The 18,223-nt window shown below is 60.7% G+C and carries 19 protein-coding genes; 13 read left to right on the top strand and 6 right to left on the bottom strand.

From position 1 onward, the window contains the following. The first annotated feature begins 104 nt into the window (after positions 1 to 104). The 10 genes from fabD (at position 105) to ACJWXQ_RS02790 (ending at position 8,925) form a co-directional block, all read left to right on the top strand. A complete protein-coding gene (fabD, locus tag ACJWXQ_RS02835; protein WP_406672096.1) occupies positions 105 to 1,055 on the top strand; it encodes an ACP S-malonyltransferase in 951 nt (316 codons plus the stop codon). Positions 1,056 to 1,091: 36 nt separating this feature from the next. Continuing rightward, a complete protein-coding gene (gene fabG / locus ACJWXQ_RS02830; RefSeq protein WP_346050901.1) occupies positions 1,092 to 1,820 on the top strand; it encodes a 3-oxoacyl-ACP reductase FabG in 729 nt (242 codons plus the stop codon). A gap of 231 nt (positions 1,821 to 2,051) precedes the next feature. Next, the gene (acpP, locus tag ACJWXQ_RS02825) at positions 2,052 to 2,294 is read left to right on the top strand and encodes an acyl carrier protein (protein WP_346050902.1); all 243 of its coding nucleotides are present in this window, start codon (positions 2,052 to 2,054) and stop codon (positions 2,292 to 2,294) included. A 90-nt stretch (positions 2,295 to 2,384) separates the two neighbouring features. Beyond that, positions 2,385 to 3,629: a beta-ketoacyl-ACP synthase II gene (gene fabF / locus ACJWXQ_RS02820; protein WP_406672095.1), complete on the top strand. Its 1,245-nt coding sequence runs from the start codon at positions 2,385 to 2,387 to the stop codon at positions 3,627 to 3,629. A gap of 32 nt (positions 3,630 to 3,661) precedes the next feature. After that, positions 3,662 to 5,014, top strand: coding sequence for an aminodeoxychorismate synthase component I (locus ACJWXQ_RS02815; protein WP_346050904.1), 1,353 nt, complete (start codon positions 3,662 to 3,664; stop codon positions 5,012 to 5,014). Then, the gene (gene pabC, locus ACJWXQ_RS02810; RefSeq protein ID WP_346050905.1) at positions 5,011 to 5,835 is read left to right on the top strand and encodes an aminodeoxychorismate lyase; all 825 of its coding nucleotides are present in this window, start codon (positions 5,011 to 5,013) and stop codon (positions 5,833 to 5,835) included. The genes ACJWXQ_RS02815 and pabC overlap by 4 nt, the downstream gene beginning before the upstream one ends. Further along, entirely contained in the window at positions 5,832 to 6,878 is a 1,047-nt protein-coding gene (gene mltG, locus ACJWXQ_RS02805; RefSeq protein ID WP_346050906.1) for an endolytic transglycosylase MltG, read from the top strand. Before pabC ends, mltG begins: the two co-directional genes overlap by 4 nt. Continuing rightward, positions 6,871 to 7,524 (top strand): dTMP kinase, encoded by a 654-nt coding sequence (gene tmk, locus ACJWXQ_RS02800; protein ID WP_346050907.1) that lies wholly within the window; start codon positions 6,871 to 6,873, stop codon positions 7,522 to 7,524. The genes mltG and tmk overlap by 8 nt, the downstream gene beginning before the upstream one ends. After that, positions 7,517 to 8,575 (top strand): DNA polymerase III subunit delta', encoded by a 1,059-nt coding sequence (gene holB, locus ACJWXQ_RS02795; RefSeq protein ID WP_346050908.1) that lies wholly within the window; start codon positions 7,517 to 7,519, stop codon positions 8,573 to 8,575. The genes tmk and holB overlap by 8 nt, the downstream gene beginning before the upstream one ends. Next, positions 8,572 to 8,925 (top strand): PilZ domain-containing protein, encoded by a 354-nt coding sequence (locus tag ACJWXQ_RS02790; RefSeq protein ID WP_346050909.1) that lies wholly within the window; start codon positions 8,572 to 8,574, stop codon positions 8,923 to 8,925. The genes holB and ACJWXQ_RS02790 overlap by 4 nt, the downstream gene beginning before the upstream one ends. A 43-nt stretch (positions 8,926 to 8,968) precedes the next feature. Here the strand turns inward: ACJWXQ_RS02790 and ACJWXQ_RS02785 are convergent, their stop codons facing one another. The 6 genes from ACJWXQ_RS02785 to ACJWXQ_RS02760 all read right to left on the bottom strand — a co-directional run bounded on the left by ACJWXQ_RS02785 (position 8,969) and on the right by ACJWXQ_RS02760 (position 14,941). Further along, positions 8,969 to 9,409 (bottom strand): acyl-CoA thioesterase, encoded by a 441-nt coding sequence (locus ACJWXQ_RS02785; RefSeq protein ID WP_346050910.1) that lies wholly within the window; start codon positions 9,407 to 9,409, stop codon positions 8,969 to 8,971. A 68-nt stretch (positions 9,410 to 9,477) separates the two neighbouring features. Beyond that, positions 9,478 to 11,505, bottom strand: coding sequence for a 3-hydroxyacyl-CoA dehydrogenase NAD-binding domain-containing protein (locus ACJWXQ_RS02780; RefSeq protein WP_406672094.1), 2,028 nt, complete (start codon positions 11,503 to 11,505; stop codon positions 9,478 to 9,480). Between the two features lie 41 nt (positions 11,506 to 11,546). Next, a complete protein-coding gene (locus tag ACJWXQ_RS02775; protein ID WP_406672093.1) occupies positions 11,547 to 12,524 on the bottom strand; it encodes a YiiX/YebB-like N1pC/P60 family cysteine hydrolase in 978 nt (325 codons plus the stop codon). Continuing rightward, positions 12,524 to 13,228 carry a TetR/AcrR family transcriptional regulator gene (locus tag ACJWXQ_RS02770; RefSeq protein WP_346050913.1) on the bottom strand — a complete coding sequence of 235 codons (705 nt, stop codon included), beginning with the start codon at positions 13,226 to 13,228 and terminating at the stop codon, positions 12,524 to 12,526. The genes ACJWXQ_RS02775 and ACJWXQ_RS02770 overlap by 1 nt, the downstream gene beginning before the upstream one ends. A gap of 198 nt (positions 13,229 to 13,426) precedes the next feature. Continuing rightward, the gene (locus ACJWXQ_RS02765) at positions 13,427 to 14,182 is read right to left on the bottom strand and encodes a hypothetical protein (protein ID WP_346050914.1); all 756 of its coding nucleotides are present in this window, start codon (positions 14,180 to 14,182) and stop codon (positions 13,427 to 13,429) included. Positions 14,183 to 14,203: 21 nt separating this feature from the next. Then, positions 14,204 to 14,941: an endonuclease/exonuclease/phosphatase family protein gene (locus ACJWXQ_RS02760; RefSeq protein ID WP_346050915.1), complete on the bottom strand. Its 738-nt coding sequence runs from the start codon at positions 14,939 to 14,941 to the stop codon at positions 14,204 to 14,206. A gap of 18 nt (positions 14,942 to 14,959) precedes the next feature. Here ACJWXQ_RS02760 and ACJWXQ_RS02755 point away from each other — a divergent pair, with 18 nt between their 5' ends. From ACJWXQ_RS02755 to ACJWXQ_RS02745, 3 genes are all read left to right on the top strand, one after another. After that, entirely contained in the window at positions 14,960 to 16,084 is a 1,125-nt protein-coding gene (locus ACJWXQ_RS02755) for a phospholipase D-like domain-containing protein (RefSeq protein ID WP_406672092.1), read from the top strand. Positions 16,085 to 16,292: 208 nt separating this feature from the next. Continuing rightward, a complete protein-coding gene (locus ACJWXQ_RS02750) occupies positions 16,293 to 17,540 on the top strand; it encodes a hypothetical protein (protein ID WP_406672091.1) in 1,248 nt (415 codons plus the stop codon). Between the two features lie 362 nt (positions 17,541 to 17,902). Continuing rightward, positions 17,903 to 18,121 (top strand): lipopolysaccharide assembly protein LapA domain-containing protein, encoded by a 219-nt coding sequence (locus ACJWXQ_RS02745; protein ID WP_406672090.1) that lies wholly within the window; start codon positions 17,903 to 17,905, stop codon positions 18,119 to 18,121. Positions 18,122 to 18,223 lie beyond the last annotated feature (102 nt).

Here is an 18,223-nt window from a genome sequence, read left to right as displayed (position 1 = left end):
CTTGCCACGCACGAAGAGCCACCTGGGGAGAGGCCGCGGGCTCGACCAGGGGCGTGACAATCAGGGCAATCCATCCATTTTTCAAAACCATGCAGGAGCAGGCCATGTCCTTCGCCATGATCTTTCCCGGCCAGGGTGCCCAGTCCGTGGGCATGCTCAAGCAATTGGCCGAGGCCTATCCAGAGGTCCGTGACAGCTTTACCGAAGCCTCCGACGCCCTCGGCGCTGATCTCTGGAAACTGTCCCAGGAGGGGCCGGAGGAGCAGCTTAACCGGACCGAGTGGACCCAGCCGGCACTGCTGACCGCCGGGGTGGCCGTCTGGCGGGTCTGGCAAGGCCGGGGCGGTCCCCAGCCGGACCTCATGGCAGGACACAGCCTGGGCGAGTACGCAGCCCTGGTGGCCGCCGGCAGCCTGGCTTTCGATGAAGCCGTAAAACTGGTCCAGTTCCGCGGGCAGGCCATGCAGGAAGCCGTCCCGGAGGGTAGCGGTGCCATGGCGGCGATTTTGGGGCTGGACGATGACCAGGTGGCGGAAGTCTGTGGCAAGGCGGCCGATGAGGAAGTGGTGGAGCCGGTTAATTTCAACTCCCCGGGCCAAGTGGTGATCGCGGGACACAAAGGCGCCGTGGAGCGGGCCATTGCCGAGGCCAAGGCGGCGGGCGCGAAGCGCGCCATGCCGCTGCCGGTGAGCGTGCCTTCTCATTGCCGTTTGATGGGGTCGGCCGCCGAGGCCATGGCCAAGCGGCTTGCTGATGTGGCCATAGAAATGCCTGCAGTGCCGGTGATTCACAACTTCAACGTGGAAGTTGAACACAATGCCAGTGGTATTCGTGATGCCCTGGTGGCGCAGCTCAATCACCCGGTACGCTGGGTGGAGACCATTGAGGCCATGCAGGAGCGGGGCATTCAAGCGGTGGTGGAAGCCGGTCCGGGCAAGGTCTTGTGTGGCCTGAACCGGCGAATTGATCGCCGCATGCCGGCGCACCCGGTCATGGATCCTGAATCCCTGGACAAAGCCCTTGAGGCCCTCTCCGGTGAGAATGGCTCGGATTGATTTTTGCTTTTTCTAACTGAAATAACGGGAGTCACTATGCTTGATGGAAAGCTCGCAGTCGTCACCGGCGCCTCTCGTGGCATTGGCCGCGCCATTGCCACCAGCCTGGCCGAGGCCGGCGCCCGGGTGATCGGGACTGCCACCTCCGAGAAGGGCGCCAACGCCATCGGGGAGGCGCTGGGCGATCGAGGCCGGGGCGCGGTGCTGGATGTATCCTCCAAGGAGTCGATTGAGGCCTTTCTGGCTGATCTCAAGGAAGAGGGAGCCCCGGTGATTCTGGTCAACAACGCCGCGGTGACCCGCGACAACCTGATGATGCGGATGAAGGACGATGAATGGGATCAGGTTATCGAGACCAACCTCAGCGGTATTTTCCGTCTGAGCAAGGCCCTGCTGCGGGGGATGATGAAAGCCAAGGAGGGTCGGATCGTCAATGTGGGCTCCGTGGTCGGTTTTACCGGCAATCCCGGACAGGTCAATTACTGCGCTGCCAAGGCCGGCGTGGTGGGTTTCAGCAAGGCCATGGCGCGGGAAGTCGGGTCGCGGAATATCACCGTGAATACGGTGGCCCCCGGTTTCATTGAGACGGACATGACCCGGGGTCTGCCCGAAGCCCAGCGTGAAGCCATGTTGAACGATGTGGCATTGGGCCGGCTGGGACAGCCGGAGGATATTGCCGGTGCGGTACGCTTCCTGGTCTCGCCTGATGCGGCCTATGTCACCGGGGAAACCATCCACGTCAACGGCGGGCTGCATATGGATTGACCGTCCCGACGCCGGCATTCAAACGCCGAGGCCGACGCTAAGCTGCTGAATTATCAAGGTATTTAAGCAATTTTCGGAACGGTGTGGCATGGGATGGATGTTTTAACTACAATAGCCGCCGCAGTGACGGGGGCGCCGGATGGCACCCCCGTATGAGTTCAGGCCTCTTGCAAGCGCCGACAGGGTCGGTCTCGGGGGGTCTCCAGTTTCCATCGGGAGGACTTTTGAACGATGAGCAGCATTGAGGAACGTGTTAAGAAGATCGTCGTCGAACAGCTCGGCGTTAAGGAAGAGGAAGTCAAGAGCGAAGCTTCCTTCGTGGATGATCTGGGCGCCGACTCCCTCGACACCGTCGAGCTGGTGATGGCCCTGGAAGAAGAATTCGAGTGTGAGATTCCGGACGAAGAGGCCGAGAAGATCACCACCGTCCAGCAGGCGATCGATTACATCAACGAGCATCTCAGCGACAGCTGAGTCAGTTCGTCGTTCGTCTTCCGGGAAGCAGCCCTGGCGGGAGCCGCCGGGGCTGCTTCTGAATGCACCGCCGTCCGCATGAGGTGAAGCTTGGCTAAACGTCGCGTTGTCGTCACGGGTCTGGGGATTGTCTCTCCGGTGGGTAGCACCGTGGAATCCGCCTGGTCCGACATCCTGGCCGGAAAGAGTGGTATCGGGCCGGTTACCCGGTTTGATGTGAGCAATTTCCCCACCCGCTTCTCCGGCGAGGTCAAGGGTTTCGATCATTCGGAATATCTCGACAAGCGTGACGCCCGACGGATGGATCCCTTCATCCACTACGGCATGGTGGCGTCCATTCAGGCCATGCGGGATTCCGGCCTGGAAGTGAGCGACGACAATGCCGAGCGGATCGGCGTATCCGTGGGTTCGGGCATTGGCGGGCTTGATGGCATTGAAAAGGCCCACAAGACCTGGCTCGACAACGGCAGTGCCAAACGCATTTCCCCCTTCTTCGTTCCCGGGACCATCATCAACATGATCTCCGGGAATCTGTCCATCATGTACGGCCTCAAGGGTCCGAATCTGGCCTTGGTCACGGCCTGTACCACGGCAACTCACAATATCGGTATCGCCGCCCGGGCAATTGCCTACGGGGATGCGGATGCCATGGTGGCCGGTGGGGCAGAGATGGGTACCACCCCGGTGGGTCTCGGCGGCTTCTGCGCGGCTCGCGCCCTGTCGACCCGCAATGAAGAACCGGAACAGGCCAGCCGCCCCTGGGATCGTGATCGTGACGGCTTCGTGCTGGGCGACGGTGCCGGCGTGCTGGTACTTGAGGAATACGAAAGTGCCCGCAAGCGGGGCGCCAAGATTTACGCAGAACTGGCCGGTTTCGGCATGAGTGGCGACGCCCACCACATGACCGCACCGCCGGAAGACGGCGAGGGTGCCCGTCGCTGCATGGAAAACGCCCTCAAGGACGGGGGTATCAACCCGCAGGAAGTGGACTACGTGAACGCCCACGGCACATCCACCAAGCTGGGTGATCTGGCCGAAACCCAGGCCACCAAGGACCTGCTGGGTGACCACGCCCGAGATATCGCGGTCAGTTCCACCAAATCCATGACCGGCCACCTTCTGGGTGCGGCAGGCGGTGTGGAAGCCATCTTTAGCGTCCTTGCCATTCGGGACCAGGTGGCACCGCCGACCATCAATCTTGAGAACCCGGATGAAGGCTGCGACCTGAATTATGTGCCGGGCGAACCTCAGGAACGCCAGATCAATGTGGCTCTGTCCAACTCTTTCGGGTTTGGCGGCACCAACGGTACGCTGGTATTCCGCAAGCTGGACTGAAAACCCAGGTCCGCGTCAGGGGCGGGTGATCCATGCATGATGCGGTCCATCTGCAACGCCGTCTGGAGGTGATACCAGACCTTCTGGCGATGCACGAAGCGCAGCCCGCGCGCTATCCCTTTCTGTTGGAAAGCGCTGCCCGTGCCGAAGCGGCGGGTGGCGACAACGGTCGTTTCTCCATTCTGTTTGCCTTCCCCGGCGACAGCATTAGCTGTCCTGCCGGTGCCGACCCGGACGATTTTTTCCAGCGCCTGGACGAGGCCTGGCGGCAGGAGCGCCTGTCCGCCACGACCAGTCACCTGCCGTTCACTGGTGGCTGGTTTTTCTATCTGGCTTACGAGATGGCGGGCGTGGTCGAGCCGAAACTGAATCTGCCTTCAGATGGCGATATGCCCAGGGCATGGGCCGCCCGTGTTCCGGCGGCGGTGATCATTGATCACGGCCAACAGGCGGCCTGGGCCGTAGCCGAACCCGGCCAGGAGGACAACCTGGCAGAAATATGCCGTGACGCCGCCCAGGCTCAGCCCCGGCAAGCGGAACCCGAACAGTTACTCGGTGCCAATCTGGTAGAGGAAGACCCGAGTTTGTATTGTCGGGCGGTAGAGCGTGCAAGGCACTACATCCACGATGGGGACATCTTTCAGGCCAATCTTTCCCGGGCCTGGCGTGGGCAGCTGGCGGAGGATGTCCGGCCCCAGGATGTGTACCGGCGTCTGCGTCGGACCAATCCGGGCCCCTTTGCCGGTCTGGCGGTGCGTGGCGACCAGGCCATCATCAGCTCCTCGCCGGAGCGCCTTGTTAGCCGCCGGGACGACTGGGTCAATACCCGTCCCATCGCCGGTACACGACCCCGGGGGCAATTGGCCGGTGAGGACGATGCCCTACGGTCGGAGCTGATCGGCCACCCCAAGGAGCGGGCGGAGCACATCATGCTCATCGATCTGGAACGGAATGATCTGGGGCGGATCTGTCGGCCGGGAACGGTCGAGGTCAATGAGCTGATGGTGCTGGAGAGTTATGCCCATGTGCACCACATCGTTTCCAATGTGCGTGGCCGAGTCGCCGACTCGGTCAGCCCGGGGGAGATTCTCCAGGCTGTCTTTCCGGGTGGGACCATCACCGGCTGTCCCAAGGTCCGCTGCATGGAAATCATTGCGGAACTGGAGGCCCGGCCGCGTGGTGCTTACACCGGCAGTCTGGGTTACATCAATCGCGATGGCAGCATGGACAGCAGCATCCTGATCCGGACTATGGAATGCCAGGGTCGTGACCTTCGTTTGCTTGCGGGAGGCGGGATTGTTGCGGATTCCGTGCCGGACAGGGAACTGGAGGAAACCCGCGCCAAGGCTCGGGGTATGGTCCTGGCGCTGGAGCCGGGCTCATGAGTGGTGCGAGCCACGTCTGGTACTGCAATGGGCAGCCATTGCCTGCCGGCGGCCTGGATCGGGGTTTACAGTTCGGCGATGGCCTGTTCGAAACCATTGCCGTCCGCTCTGGCCGTGCGCTGCGGCTGACACGGCATCTGGACCGTCTCGAATGGGGGTGTGAGCGACTGGGCCTACCCCGGCCCGAGCGTCGAGTACTGGAGCGTGAGCTGACCAGCCTGGCCAGCGGGCATGACGAGGCCGTCTTGAAGCTGATTGTTACCGCCGGTAAGGCAGGCCGAGGGTATGCCCGGGCCTCTGCGCCAGAGCTGACCCGCTACAGCGCCTGCCTGCCCTGGCCGACCGGCTTGCCTGAGCAGCTTTCTGTCACGACCTGCAAATTGCGGCTCAGTGAACAGCCTGCCCTGGCCGGCGTCAAACACTGCAACCGGCTGGAGCAGATTCTGGCCCGACGCGAAGTGGATAGTAGGTCCTGTGACGAAGGTCTGCTGCTGGATCGCGACGGTCGCGTGGTGGAGGGCGTATCATCCAACATCTTCATTGTGCGGGCTGGTCAACTGATTACCCCTGAGCTGAGGGGGGCCGGGGTGGCCGGAATCATCCGCGGGCTGGTTCTGGAACGGGCGCCCGCTCTGGACATTGCGAGCAAGGTGAGCGAGATTCGTCCCGAGGATATCCTTGAGGCGGACGAGGTCTTCATGTGCAACAGCGTGATGGGCATTCGACCAGTAGTCAGCCTGGACGTGGACGGACAGCAGAAACAATGGGAGCCGGGTAAGCTGACATGCCAACTGCAGCGGATTCTGGAGCAGGAAAATTGAAATGGTTCCGGCATATAGTGTTGCCGGGCCTTGGGGTGCTGTTGCTGCTGACTGCGGCATTGGCGGCCTGGTTGTGGCAGCAATGGCAGGAACTGGAGTCCCGGCCACTGGCGGTGGAGACGAGTCAGACGGTTGTTGTCGAGCGGGGCGACAATCTTCTGCGTCTTGCCCGCCAACTGGAGAGTGAGGGCATTATTGCCGATGCCGAGCGGGTACGTTACTGGTCCCGCATCAGCGGTCAGGGGCGTAATATCCGTGCCGGTGAATACCGGATCGAACCTGGCATGACCCTGCCCGAGCTGGTTGAGCGCCTGGAGCGTGGCGATGTGGTCATGTACCGCTTCACCTTGGTGGAAGGCTGGACCTTCCGGCAAATGCGCCAAGCCCTTGCCCGTCATGAGGCAGTGGAACATACCCTTGAGGGCATGTCTGACGAAGACGTCATGGCAGCGATCGGCTCTGCAGCCCTGCATCCCGAAGGCTGGTTCCTCCCGGACACTTACGTTTTCCCTCGCGGGACCAGCGACCGCCAGATCTTGACCCGCGCTCATCGGGCGATGGAGGAAACCCTGGAGTCGGTCTGGTCGCAACGGGATGGCGGTCTGCCACTGGACGATCCCTACGAGGCATTGATCCTGGCTTCCATCGTCGAGCGGGAAACCGGCGCTGACGGTGAGCGCGGCAAGGTCGCCGGTGTTTTCGTTCGGCGTCTGCGCGAGGGAATGCGCCTGCAAACCGACCCCACCGTTATTTATGGCCTGCCGGAAGGGGAGTTCGAGGGGCGATTGCGGTATCGGCACCTTCGCACGGACACACCGTACAACACCTACACTCGGCATGGCTTGCCACCCACCCCCATTGCCATGCCGGGGCGTGCCGCATTGGAGGCCACAGTTCACCCGGAAGTGGGTGAATACCTGTATTTCGTCTCCCGCAATGATGGTACCCATCACTTTTCGCCGACGCTCCGGGAACACAATCGCGCGGTTCGAAAGTATCAACTGGGCGAGGACATAGACCTGGGTGGAGAGGGCAATGACTGACGGGGCAGGGCGATTCATTACCCTGGAAGGGGGGGAGGGCGTTGGCAAGTCCTCCAATATGGATTTCATAGCGAGCTGGCTGGAGCAGCGCGGTATTTCCGTCCTTCGCACCCGTGAACCCGGCGGCACCCGCTTTGCCGAGTCCGTCCGCGAACTCTTGCTCAATCGCGACAGCGCGCCGATCACCGACCGGGCGGAATTGCTACTGATCTTTGCGGCCCGTGACAGCCACCTTGAGGAGGTGGTGAGGCCTGCCCTGGCCCGGGGGGAGTGGGTGCTGTGTGACCGTTTCACTGATGCCACCTATGCTTACCAGGGTGCCGGCCGTGGCCTCGGGGAGCAGCCGGTGGCCTGGCTCGAGAGCTGGGTCCAGGGCAGTCTCCGCCCTGATCTCACCCTCTTGCTGGATGCGCCGGTGGAGGTGGGCTTTTCGCGCGCCGATCGGCGCGGGGATCGGGATCGATTCGAATCCGAACAACGGGCATTCTTCGAACGAATTCGCCAGGCGTATTTGGCCCGTGCTCGCCAGGAGCCGGCACGCTTCCGAGTGGTTGATGCCGATCGCCCCCTGGATTCGGTGCAGTCCAGCCTCAGCGACACTCTCGAAGATTGGTTGAAAACGGGGAGCCCCAGCAGCCATGGGTGAAGCGCCGGAGCATCCTTCAACACGTGAGCCGCTGCCCTGGCAGCATCAAGCCTGGGAGCGGCTGATGCGTCACCATCGAGAGGGGCGCATGCCTCATGCCCTGCTGTTGAGCGGGCCCAGGGGGGTAGGAAAGCGCCTGTTCGCTGAAGCCTTTATCCAGGCACGGCTATGCCGCCATCCTCGCGCCCAGGGAACCGCCTGTGGCGAATGTGATGGCTGTCGGCAGTTCCTGGCCGGCAGTCATGCCGACTATCGTTCAGTGGGGATCGAGGCCAAGCGCCGCAACATCCTTATTGACCAGCTTCGGCAGCTGACTGAGTGGCTTTCTCTGACCGCGAGCAGCGAGAGTGGCAAGCACGCGTTGATTGAACCGGCAGAACGCATGACCACCGGTGCCGCAAACAGCCTGCTCAAGACCCTGGAAGAGCCGCCAGGCAATACCGTTATGGTGTTGATAAGTGCCTTGCCGGGTCGCTTGCCGGCTACCGTCCGCAGTCGGAGCCAGGTGCTGGAGCTGCCTCGTCCCACCAGGGACGAGGCCCTGGCCTGGTTGCTGAAACAACCCCTTCAGGAAACCCAGGCGACGGAAGCGGACAGGGCCGAGGCGCTGGCAATGGCAGATGGCAGCCCGCTGGCCGCCCTGTCCTGGCTTGAAAGCGGTGGCCTGGGCCGCGCGCGGGAGAGCAGTGGGGCCCTGTTGGCAGTGGCCAGCGGCCGCGAGTCGCTGGTTGCCGCAGCCGAGCGCTTGAGTAAACAGGAATTGACGGCACTGCTTCAATGGTGGCGAATCTGGCTGGAAGCCCTGATTCGTCGTGGTCAGGCGGGGCCCGGGTTCTCCAGTCCACTGCTGGATGACGACAATGCCGAGTTGCAAAAGCTACTGAAGGCAATAGACTGGAAGGCAGCACATGAACTCCATCAGGCGCTTGATGACGCCGAGCGCCGGGCCGATAGTGCCAATCCGCAGCTGCTGATCGAGTCCCTGCTGGGGCGGTGGTATGCGGCCAGTCGGCCCACTCAACGGGCAAAACATAGTGAGGCAAGGGCATGAGTGCAGCCAAGGGGCCACAACAGGGTATCCTGACCCTGACTATCAAGGACAAAAGTGCCCTTTACGTGGCCTATATGAGTTACGTGAAGAATGGCGGTCTGTTCATCCCCACCAGTAAACCCTATCGCCTGGGTGACGAAGTGTTTCTGCTGCTGAGCCTGATGGATGACAACGAGAAGATACCCGTGGCCGGCAAGGTTGTCTGGGTAACGCCACGGGGTGCCGGCGGCAAGCGCGTGGCCGGCATTGGCGTGCAGTTCTCGGACAAGGACGGCGGGAAAACCCAGAGTAAAATCGAAACCTACCTTGCCGGTGCCTTGGGTGCTGATCGCCCCACACACACCATGTGACGTTCGCAAGCCGCCACTAGCGGCCTTTCTCTGGTAGGGAAACCTAGCTGGGTCGCCCGTCCGGGTCTTTCCTGGGACGTTTTTGATCCTCGCCCTGAGGGACGGGGCGCGGACGTCCGTCCAGATCAATGTGAACATAGGTGATCGAGGCGGTGGCTACGCGGACATGGCGGGCCACACCACCGTCATTTCTCTCAGAAAAGATCGTGATCTCCACCGTTATTGATGAATTGCCAACCTTGGCTACATCGCAGTAGAAACTCACCACGTCACCGACAAATACCGGCCGCAAGAATTTGACGTCGTTGACTGCCACGGTGACCACGCGGCCAGCCGCACGTCGATAGGCCAGTATCGCGCCAGCCACGTCGGCATGAGACATGATCCAGCCGCCGAAAATGTCACCCAGGCCATTGGTGTCCTTGGGCATGGCCAAGGTTCGCACCGCGGCCTCTCTATCTTTTGGTGGATCTTCCCAGTACATCCCCATCTCCTTTTATCTTGTTGTCGGGAGGGCTTTCCCTCCCGACACAGACCGGCTTATTCCTGGGTTCAAAGCTGATCCCAACCAGCATCCGGCTTGAAGCGATCACCGTAGGTCTTCTGCAGCTTCTCCAGGCGGCTCTTGACTTCCTTGATGCCTTCGCTGCGGGCGTAATTGATCGGACCACCCCGGAAGGGAGCGAAGCCCGTGCCAAAGATAACGCCACCATCAAGGATCTCTTCATTCTCGACGATACCCTCTCGGAGGCAGGCAACGGCGGTATTGATCATTGGCAGAACCAGTCGATCGGTCAGATCTGCGGGGATTTCATTGGCCTTGCTGCGGTCCTTGACCGCTTTGCCATCTTCGTACTTATAGAAACCTTCCCCCGTCTTGCGACCGAGTTTCTTGGCCTCGACCATTTTCTCCAGCTCAGTGGGCACGGGCATGTCGAATTCCTTGCCCAGTATCTTGGCCACCGAGAGGCCGACATCAAGACCCACCGTATCAGCCAGCTCCACCGGCCCCATGGGCATACCGTAGTTCTTCGCCGCCTTGTCGATGGCCTCCAGGGGAACGCCGTCCTCATAGGCCAGGACTGCTTCCATCATGTAAGGCATCAGGATGCGATTGACCAGGAAACCGGGGGCGCTCTTGCAGGGCACCGGTAGGCGATTTACATGTCGCGTATAGGCCAGGGCCTTTCGGATGACCTCGGAATCGGTGTCATCGGTGTGAATCACCTCGACGAGCGGCATCTTGGCCACTGGGTTGAAGAAGTGCAGGCCGACCAGTCGCTTGGGATCGGACAGGGTGCCACGCAGGGTCTCAAGGCGGATGCTGGAAGTGTTGGTAGCCAGCACCGCATCCTTGCGCATACGGGGTTCCAGTTCATTGTAAAGCGACTGCTTCGCTTCCGCATTCTCAAAAATGGCTTCGATGACCACATCTGCCTGAGCGACACCATCCCCTGCAATATCCATGCGGAGGCGGTCAACAGCTGCCTTGACCTTGTCCTCGGTCTTGAGTTTTTTCTCAAACAGCTTGCGGGCCCGATCCAGCGCCCCCTGAACCTGTTCTTCGTTCTGGTCCTGCAAGGTAACCTCGAAACCACTCAGGGCCGACCAGGCAGCGATATCTCCGCCCATGACGCCGGCGCCCACAACATGCACACGCTTGAGGTCAAGGTCTTTCTTGTTGCCAAGCCCTTTCAGCTTGTCCTGCAGCAGGAAGACACGGACCAGGTTCCTGGCTGTTTCACCCATCATTAAACGGGCGATGGATTGGGCTTCTTCCAGATACATCTGGCCTTCGTTGCCCCAGTGCCGGCGCCAAAGGTCAATAATGGCGTAGGGAGCCGGATAGTGCTGTTTCGGTGCCTTGGCCGCGACCTGCTTCTCCATTTGACCTGCCATGAAGCCTCGCACACCCGGAAGGTTGGCCAGACGGGCAGTGAACGGTGCCTTTTTCTTCCCGGGGGGCGTAAGTGCGATCTGGCGAGCTGCATCGTGCATGCTGTCGTGCGGCACGAGTCGGTCCACCAGGCCAATCTTGAGAGCCGCCTTGCCACGCAGGCTTCGGCCCGACAGCATCATGTCCATGGCCGAGAAGACACCCACCAGGCGAATGGAGCGCACGGTTCCGCCAAAACCGGGGTGAATGCCAAGCTTGACTTCCGGCAGGCCCAGCTGGGTGCGCTCGTCGTCGGCGGCCACCCGATAATCACAGGCCAGGGCCAGCTCGAGGCCACCCCCCAGAGCGAAACCGTGGATCGCTGCTACGGTGGTGCACTTGAGCCCCTCGAGGCGCTCAAGCACCTTTTGGCCGTTGCGAATCAGGTCCAGGGCTTCGTCGGCACTGTTCAGGGTGGTGAATTCCTTGATATCCGCGCCGGCGATGAAGCCGCTTTTCTTGGCTGAATAAACAACCAGTCCCTTGATGTCTTCCTTCTCGACTTCTTCCAGGCGTTCGCCCAGCTCCACCATGACATCGCGGGAGAGGGTATTGGCACTGGCTTCCGCCTTGTCAAACTTCAGCCAGCCGACACGACTGCTGTCGATCTCCAAATGCCAGTTCTGCTGCTTCGCTTCACTCATGGGTTGACTCCCTGGGGGTTAATGCAAGGAAAAATGAATTGTTAGCGGGTCTCAGTCGGCCGATCATCTTTTTCGGCATCGGCTGCCTGCTCTGGGTTGTCTGGGGTATCGTCCAGCTTCTGTTCTCCATCAAGGCTGGCAGCCGTCTCATCCTGACCTTCCGTATCGGAAAGACTCTCATCTCCTGATCTAACCGTTTCCCTCAGGCGCTGACGAAAGTCATTCTCGTCGTTGTAGACAATGCCGCTCTCCGACCATGGCAGGCAGCGATAGGCTGCGATATCCCCACGGTCCAGGTAGGGGAACTTGAGAACATCGAAGTAGGGCGAGTAATCAAAATCCTTGGGCACGAACAGCCTCGGATTTCGCTTATACAAAATCATGCTGCCGTCGGGGCGACGCTCAATGAAGGGTAGAACAGGGAAATTCACCGCACTGTAGGCCTCGGCCATCATTGATGAGCAGACGTGACGAGTGGCTTCGCCTGGATGTTGCTCAAACAGACTGGAACGCCAGCGCCGGGGGAGTAGGGCATAGGGAAAGAAAAAACGCGCCAGATCCAGTAGCTGACGAACATCGTATTCCATCCCCAGCTGGCTTGCGGCATAGCGGATCACTCGCATCTGGTCTTCCCGGCTGAGCCCCATTGGCCGGCAGATCCGCAAATGTTCGCCCTGATAGTTTTTCAGGGGGGTGACGATGGTTCCCTGGCCAAGCATGCTCTCAATTAGCAGTTGCTCAGTGGGATCTCCGTCATAGTGCTTGGCAATAGTCTCCCGGAGAACGTGATCATTGATGTCCATCAGACGGCCAATATAAATGGCCGAGTGAGTCCAGTTACTCTGGGTCACGGTCTTGATGACTTCGCTGACGCGGGTCCTGCCTTCCACCAGCACCACGTCACCTGGCTCGACCTCGAAGGACAGTCGTTTGTAGTTGCTATAAAGGTGGTGCTGCGGAACCACATCGGCCCGCAACCAGTTCACGACTCGGTGGAATAGCCATGCACGGATTCCCATCAGGCTATTTCCCCCTCGCTGTCTGCTGTTCCGGCGGCCGGTTCAAGCCGCGGTTGCTCGGCCGGCTTGGGTGCCGGCGCCTTGAGTCCCGCCACCAGGAATGGAATCAGCTCGTTGACGGCTCTTTCCGTATCCCGGGGATCTGCCTGACCCTCAATGAGCTTGAGCAATTCACCGCCGGAAAGCCCCTGGGTAAGCGCACCGAGCAGAAACTGCAGGCGCCAGCACAGAGTCTCTCCCGGAACGTCCGGCAGATCCCGCCTCAGGGCCTGACGGTAGCGGTCCAGCACGTGCTGATACTGACTGGAGAAGAGCTTTTCGAAATAATGGCGAGCCTCGCTGTAGCCTTGGGCGAGCAGGCGCATGAAGATGCGGCCACCGCGCACTTCATCCGATGCCAGCCGTGCCACGGGCAAGACGAAGGCTTCCACGATCTCCTCCACCGGCGCCGGATCGTCGCCGTATTGCCGCTCAAGCCGTTCGATGTTGGTCAGCCACTCATCCGTGACCGGCCCCAGGCGCCGCTCATACACCGCATCGATGAGGCCGTCCTTGGACCCGAAATGATAGTTCACCGCCGCCAGGTTGACCCGGGCACGAGCGGTAATCCGGCGCAATGAGGTGGTCGCGATTCCGGTTTCCGCAAACAACAGCTCCGCTGCGGAAAGGATTCGTTCCTTGGTGGGGTTGGAAGCGGTCGTCATGTGATCACCGGAGCATGCTGCCTGGACGGTTTCCAGCCAGAGCTGGAACGGTTTTGGCCTGAGCCAGGCCGGTATCAGGCCGCGCCAAAACCGGCCTGGAAGCGAGTTTCAAACAGATGTTTCAATCATACTGACAGGCAGCCTGCCGACGCAAGGGGGGGGCAGCAGCCAGAACCCGGGGAACGGCTCAATGTGGGGCTAGATTTCGGTACTCCCGGTCCCGCGGGGACTTTCGCCAGTGGCCGGACGCTGGTCCCGGCGGAAACTTGTACCGGGCGGAACCTGCAGCAGCCGCATCTGTAACTGTCGGTCCACCACGTCAATGGCCTGCTGCCGGGCGTCCTGGGCGGACTCCACATCGCTTTCCAGACCCCGCATGAGCCTTGAGCGGGTGGTACGTTGTTTGAACTGGGCTGCTTTTTCATAGACTTCCAGCCAATCGTTCTCCGCCCGGTCACCGTAACGGCGAGCGGCGTACTCCCGGAGCACGGCCAGGCGCAGCTCATTGGCGAGAATATATTCCCGTGCGTGGCTATCCGTCTGAACGATGTCGCTTTGCTGTTTGCGCAAGCGGGCCTTGTCGCGAGGCTCGAGCCGGAGGATTTCGATGTTGATGATCCGCCGGTCCACACTGGCCATCATTTCCTGCCGCAGGCGGGTGAGGGGATAGCGGCCATCCAGGGTTTCCCGTTCGAAGTCCAGGAGATCCTGCCGAATGGCATCCCGCTGATGGCTATCCAGGGTCTGACGGGCCTCGGCTCTCAGGCGGTGCAGGGAGTCCGGCAACTCCATTTCCATCCACTGCTCCCAGATGTCGTCCATGCGGACCGTTTCATCCAGGACAGTGGAGTAGGGGCGCTGGGCGCGGTGACGGCGGAGCACCAGGGCAATCCCGCCGAGCACGAGGAGCGTGAGGACCAGGGCACTGGTGATCAGAATCGGTACGGAGTCCATCGCGGGGTTACTTTCTCCTGCTTAAGCTGTAATGCGGAAATCGCAGACCAAAGGCAGGTGGTCTGACAGACGGACGTCGGGGATACGAAAATCAACCACCTCCAGGCCCTCACTATAAAGTATGAAGTCCAGTTGCCGGCTGGGAGCCCAGCTGGGGTAGGTGGGATCACCGGCGGCATTGGCATTGCGGAGTCCCGAGGCTTCCATGAAAAGATGCATTTCATAGTCACCCCAGAAGGTATTGAAGTCTCCGGCGACGATCACGGGCTTATTGCTTTGCCCCACAAGGGAATAGAGATTCCGGAGCTGGTAATGGCGGTGGCGATACTTGACTGACAGATGAACCAGGTAGAGAACCACCTCATCGAGTTCAATCTCGAGAATCAGGCGCTTTATTCCGGCATCGAAATAATGGAAATGCTCCTGCACGATTGGCTGGGAGGTCAGGATTGCGTTTCCCTGCTTGCTCACCACCGGCAGCCGCGTATTCAGGGAGCGTTCGGAGTATTTTGACTCAAAGGAATGGTAGTGGCCCAAAGCCTCGGCAATATGCTCAGCCTGGTTGATGGCGCCACTACGGAAGGAGCCCATGTCCACTTCCGTGAGGCCCGCCACATCCGGACGAATTTCCGAGACAAAGCGGGTAATTCGGTCCAGATTCTTCGCTGTTGAGCGAAGATAGCCCGCCAAGGGCAGGGGGAAATGGAATCCCGGGCCAATGCCCGTGGCATAACGTATATTGTAATTCAGTACCCGCATGCTCGAACCGTTATCTGAATGACCTCGTCATCATACGCAGACCCGGCCAAAGCGGAAACCGCCCTGGAAGCGACGGCACCCTATCGTCTCTACCACGAGGGTGACGGCCTGTATGCCGACATGCTTGCGTCGATCTATGCCGCCAAGCGGCAGATCCTGCTGGAGACCTATATCTTCGCCGATGATCCCGTCGGCCGGCGTTTTCTCAGCGCACTGAAGGATGCGGCCGGCCGCGGGGTGCATGTGCGCCTCCATGTGGATGCGCTGGGATGCCTGTTTGAGGCCCGAAAAGGCCTTTTTCGGGATCTGCGCATTCAAGGCGTGGAAGTCCGCTTGTTCCACCCCTGGTCCTGGCGAGACCCTTGGCGCTTTAATTTAAGAAATCACTGTAAGTTACTGATTATCGATGACTCATGCGCGTATCTCGGTGGATTCAATATCCACGCCGAGAGCTCCTACCGGGCCGTGGGCGAGGAACGATGGCGAGACAGCCACCTGCGACTGGATAACCCGTCATTGGTGGCCGAGGCGCGGGAAATCTTCGATGCGCTCTGGCATCATCGGCCACGTCCCATCGCTCGCAGGCACCGCGAATACGCCGGCCTCCGGCTGGTCAGCAACCGGACGCATGCCGAGCGCAGCCAATTTCGGGCCGTGTTCCGCGAAGCGCTGGCCGGGGCGGAGAACCGAGTCCGCGTGACAACGCCATACTTCGCTCCGGACCCCTTGACCCTGCAACTGATGCGCCGAGCGGCTGCCCGGGGTGTCCGGGTCGAACTGTTGCTGCCGAGCATCAGCGATGTCTGGATCACACAGCTGGCTGCGCGCCAACTGTACAGGCGCCTGCTTGATGATGGGCTCACAATCTACGAATACCAAGGCAGGGTGATGCACGCAAAATGTCTCACCGTCGATGGCGCATGGAGCACGATCGGCACGGCAAACCTCGACTACCGCAGCTTTTTCCTCAACCTGGAGCTGAACCTGGTCAGTCGCCGCAGCGACCTGTGCCAGGCCCTGGATCAGCAGTTTGACCGGGACCGCCGTCAGTCTCAGGTCATCAGTCACGAGAGCCTCAGCGCCACTGGCCGGCTGGAAGCCATACTCGGGAGCCTGGCGTGGCGTTTAAGACGATGGCTCTGAAAGGGCCCGGAACGGCATGGCAGGGGCCAGTCCGAGCCCATTCACCGCTCAAGCCCAAAATCCATTTATGCGTATAATATATATTATGTTAATTACTAGATAATCCCTCCTATGGTAGTTTGGCGCTGAAACCAGACGGTGTGTACTCATGCTTCCAGGGACCCGCAAGTGCAAGCGATTCTGCAGGCGAATTAGCCCGCTGGGCGGCATGCTTCTGCTTGCTGCTTGCTGCTTGCTGCTTGCTGCTTGCACGACGACGCCGCTGGACCCAGGCGCCCTGCCGGATGATGCCGCTGCCTGTCTGGCGGATTACGAGGCGCTGGACCGTCGCCTGGCCTCAGCCGAACTTCATGATCAGGGCGCCTACCGAGTGGCAGGCTTTCCCTGGCTGCGCAGCAATCGCTTTATCGCATCTTTCCGCGATGAACTCGACGGCCCCGAGCTATGGCGAGGGTGGCTGGCTCATTTAGCGAGAGAAGATCTTGAGGCCCGGCGTTATGAACTCGCCAACCTCAAGACGGCCGAGCCGCATAGTGAGACCGTGGGTGAGAGGGTCCGCGCGCTCAAGCAATGCAGTGAGCGCCTGAACGACGAAGTGCTTTCGGACCCGGCGCTGCAGATTTCACTGCGCTCGGCCGCCGAAGTGCCGGATGAGTACCGAACCGGGATGCGCTGGCTGGGGATGTATCCGCTGACCCGCCTACCCGTCCTGGTTGGCGTCAATCGTCTGCACAGTCAGCAATCCGAGGCCCTGGCGACGTCTGGGTTCGCCGAGGACGCGACTGAGGCGCGGCAATGGTTGGCTCAGGATGCCCGATCGGCCGAGCGTCTGCCGGGGACGGCTCGGGCTGATTGGCCACGTGACAGCCTCGGGATCCCGAGACCGGATACCGAGGCGCTGACGCAGCTCTATGCAAAACACGCACCGGTCTGGCGGATAGCCCAGGACAGCCCGGACGATCGCCTCGGTCAACCCGAGTGGTCGCCGGAGAGCACCGTCCGGGTGGATACCGATGAACCGGTCGAATACCGCTTTCTCAGCTTCACCCGCTTTCACGGTCGCATCCTGCCTCAGCTCAATTACATGGTCTGGCTGCCGGCACGGCCGCGCCAAGGCGTCTTCGATCTTCTTGGCGGTCACCTGGACGGACTGATCTGGCGCGTCACCCTGACCGAGAATGGCGAGGTGCTTGCAGCGGAAAGCCTGCATAGCTGCGGCTGCTACTACATGGTCTTTCCCGGCTCGGGGGCGGGCGCCGCTGACACCCGCGCCGCCGGGGAGCCGATTTCGTCAACCGAACTCTCTGTCCGCCCTGCCGAAGCGCTAAGGTCCCTGCCTCACCCCGACGGTCGGCGCAGCCTCTACGGTCAGCGCGGCCTGATCAAGGGCAGTGAACGGCGGGAGCGCTGGGCAATGGTAAGTTGTGCTTGCTCGGCTTCGCGGTTCCACGCATAAGCACGCTCCAACGCCTGCCCCGTTCCACGCGGACTTACCACGAGGAGTAAACGATGCGAAAAATCGCTCCAATCACTCAAGCCATCGAAATGTTGGAGCGCCATGCGTGAAAAATAGCAACCACTATCAGCCGAGGCCACTACCCACCGGCCTTGCTGAAGATCCAAAAAGTCTACAGGGTTTCGAACGCGAGCTCTTGATTATCCGGTATGCCACAAATGTCTACACGCCATTTCGATGCCCCCCATTTGCTGGAACAGAGTCTATCCTTGGAAGACCAAGAGTAAGCGGCAATGCGCAACGTTTCACGTTAAAGTAACCTCTAACTGATAATTGGTAAGCCATTGATATAAGGAGGAACTGTGACTGGACAGCAGAAACTGAAAGCAGTTATCGCCGCGGTCTTGATGGCCCTGGTAATCAGCTTTGTGATGCAGAATCGGGAAACTGTCGGCGTGGAGTTCCTGATCTGGACCTGGGAGGCATGGCGGGCCGTGGTCCTGTTTACGGTCTTCCTCGTGGGGGTCGCCGCGGGTTGGCTGGCACGGGGCGCGGCCATCCGGCGTAAGCGGAGCGGTTAAGCTGCCAAAATGAAAAAGGCGGGCCGGTGAGAACACCGGCCCGCCCCGCTCACTACCCGCGCAAAGCACGGGCCAGAGAATCCCTTCCCTGCTTACTCCTCG

The organism is Natronospira sp., assembly GCF_007134575.1.
Lineage (GTDB): Bacteria > Pseudomonadota > Gammaproteobacteria > Natronospirales > Natronospiraceae > Natronospira > Natronospira elongata.
Note: the sequence above shows the minus strand (reverse complement) of the source record. Positions and strands in the feature narration are given on the sequence as shown.

Bases quoted from the DNA above. Each gene is read 5' to 3' on its own strand.
- ACJWXQ_RS02785 (WP_346050910.1), bottom strand. From the start codon at position 9,409: ATGTACTGGGAAGATCCACCAAAAGATAGAGAGGCCGCGGTGCGAACC.
- fabG (WP_346050901.1), top strand. From the start codon at position 1,092: ATGCTTGATGGAAAGCTCGCAGTCGTCACCGGCGCCTCTCGTGGCATT.
- ACJWXQ_RS02775 (WP_406672093.1), bottom strand. From the start codon at position 12,524: ATGGGAATCCGTGCATGGCTATTCCACCGAGTCGTGAACTGGTTGCGG.
- ACJWXQ_RS02770 (WP_346050913.1), bottom strand. From the start codon at position 13,228: ATGACGACCGCTTCCAACCCCACCAAGGAACGAATCCTTTCCGCAGCG.
- holB (WP_346050908.1), top strand. From the start codon at position 7,517: ATGGGTGAAGCGCCGGAGCATCCTTCAACACGTGAGCCGCTGCCCTGG.
- pabC (WP_346050905.1), top strand. From the start codon at position 5,011: ATGAGTGGTGCGAGCCACGTCTGGTACTGCAATGGGCAGCCATTGCCT.
- ACJWXQ_RS02790 (WP_346050909.1), top strand. From the start codon at position 8,572: ATGAGTGCAGCCAAGGGGCCACAACAGGGTATCCTGACCCTGACTATC.
- tmk (WP_346050907.1), top strand. From the start codon at position 6,871: ATGACTGACGGGGCAGGGCGATTCATTACCCTGGAAGGGGGGGAGGGC.
- ACJWXQ_RS02765 (WP_346050914.1), bottom strand. From the start codon at position 14,182: ATGGACTCCGTACCGATTCTGATCACCAGTGCCCTGGTCCTCACGCTC.
- ACJWXQ_RS02750 (WP_406672091.1), top strand. From the start codon at position 16,293: ATGCTTCTGCTTGCTGCTTGCTGCTTGCTGCTTGCTGCTTGCACGACG.
- ACJWXQ_RS02815 (WP_346050904.1), top strand. From the start codon at position 3,662: ATGCATGATGCGGTCCATCTGCAACGCCGTCTGGAGGTGATACCAGAC.
- fabD (WP_406672096.1), top strand. From the start codon at position 105: ATGTCCTTCGCCATGATCTTTCCCGGCCAGGGTGCCCAGTCCGTGGGC.
- ACJWXQ_RS02760 (WP_346050915.1), bottom strand. From the start codon at position 14,941: ATGCGGGTACTGAATTACAATATACGTTATGCCACGGGCATTGGCCCG.
- acpP (WP_346050902.1), top strand. From the start codon at position 2,052: ATGAGCAGCATTGAGGAACGTGTTAAGAAGATCGTCGTCGAACAGCTC.
- ACJWXQ_RS02755 (WP_406672092.1), top strand. From the start codon at position 14,960: ATGACCTCGTCATCATACGCAGACCCGGCCAAAGCGGAAACCGCCCTG.
- ACJWXQ_RS02780 (WP_406672094.1), bottom strand. From the start codon at position 11,505: ATGAGTGAAGCGAAGCAGCAGAACTGGCATTTGGAGATCGACAGCAGT.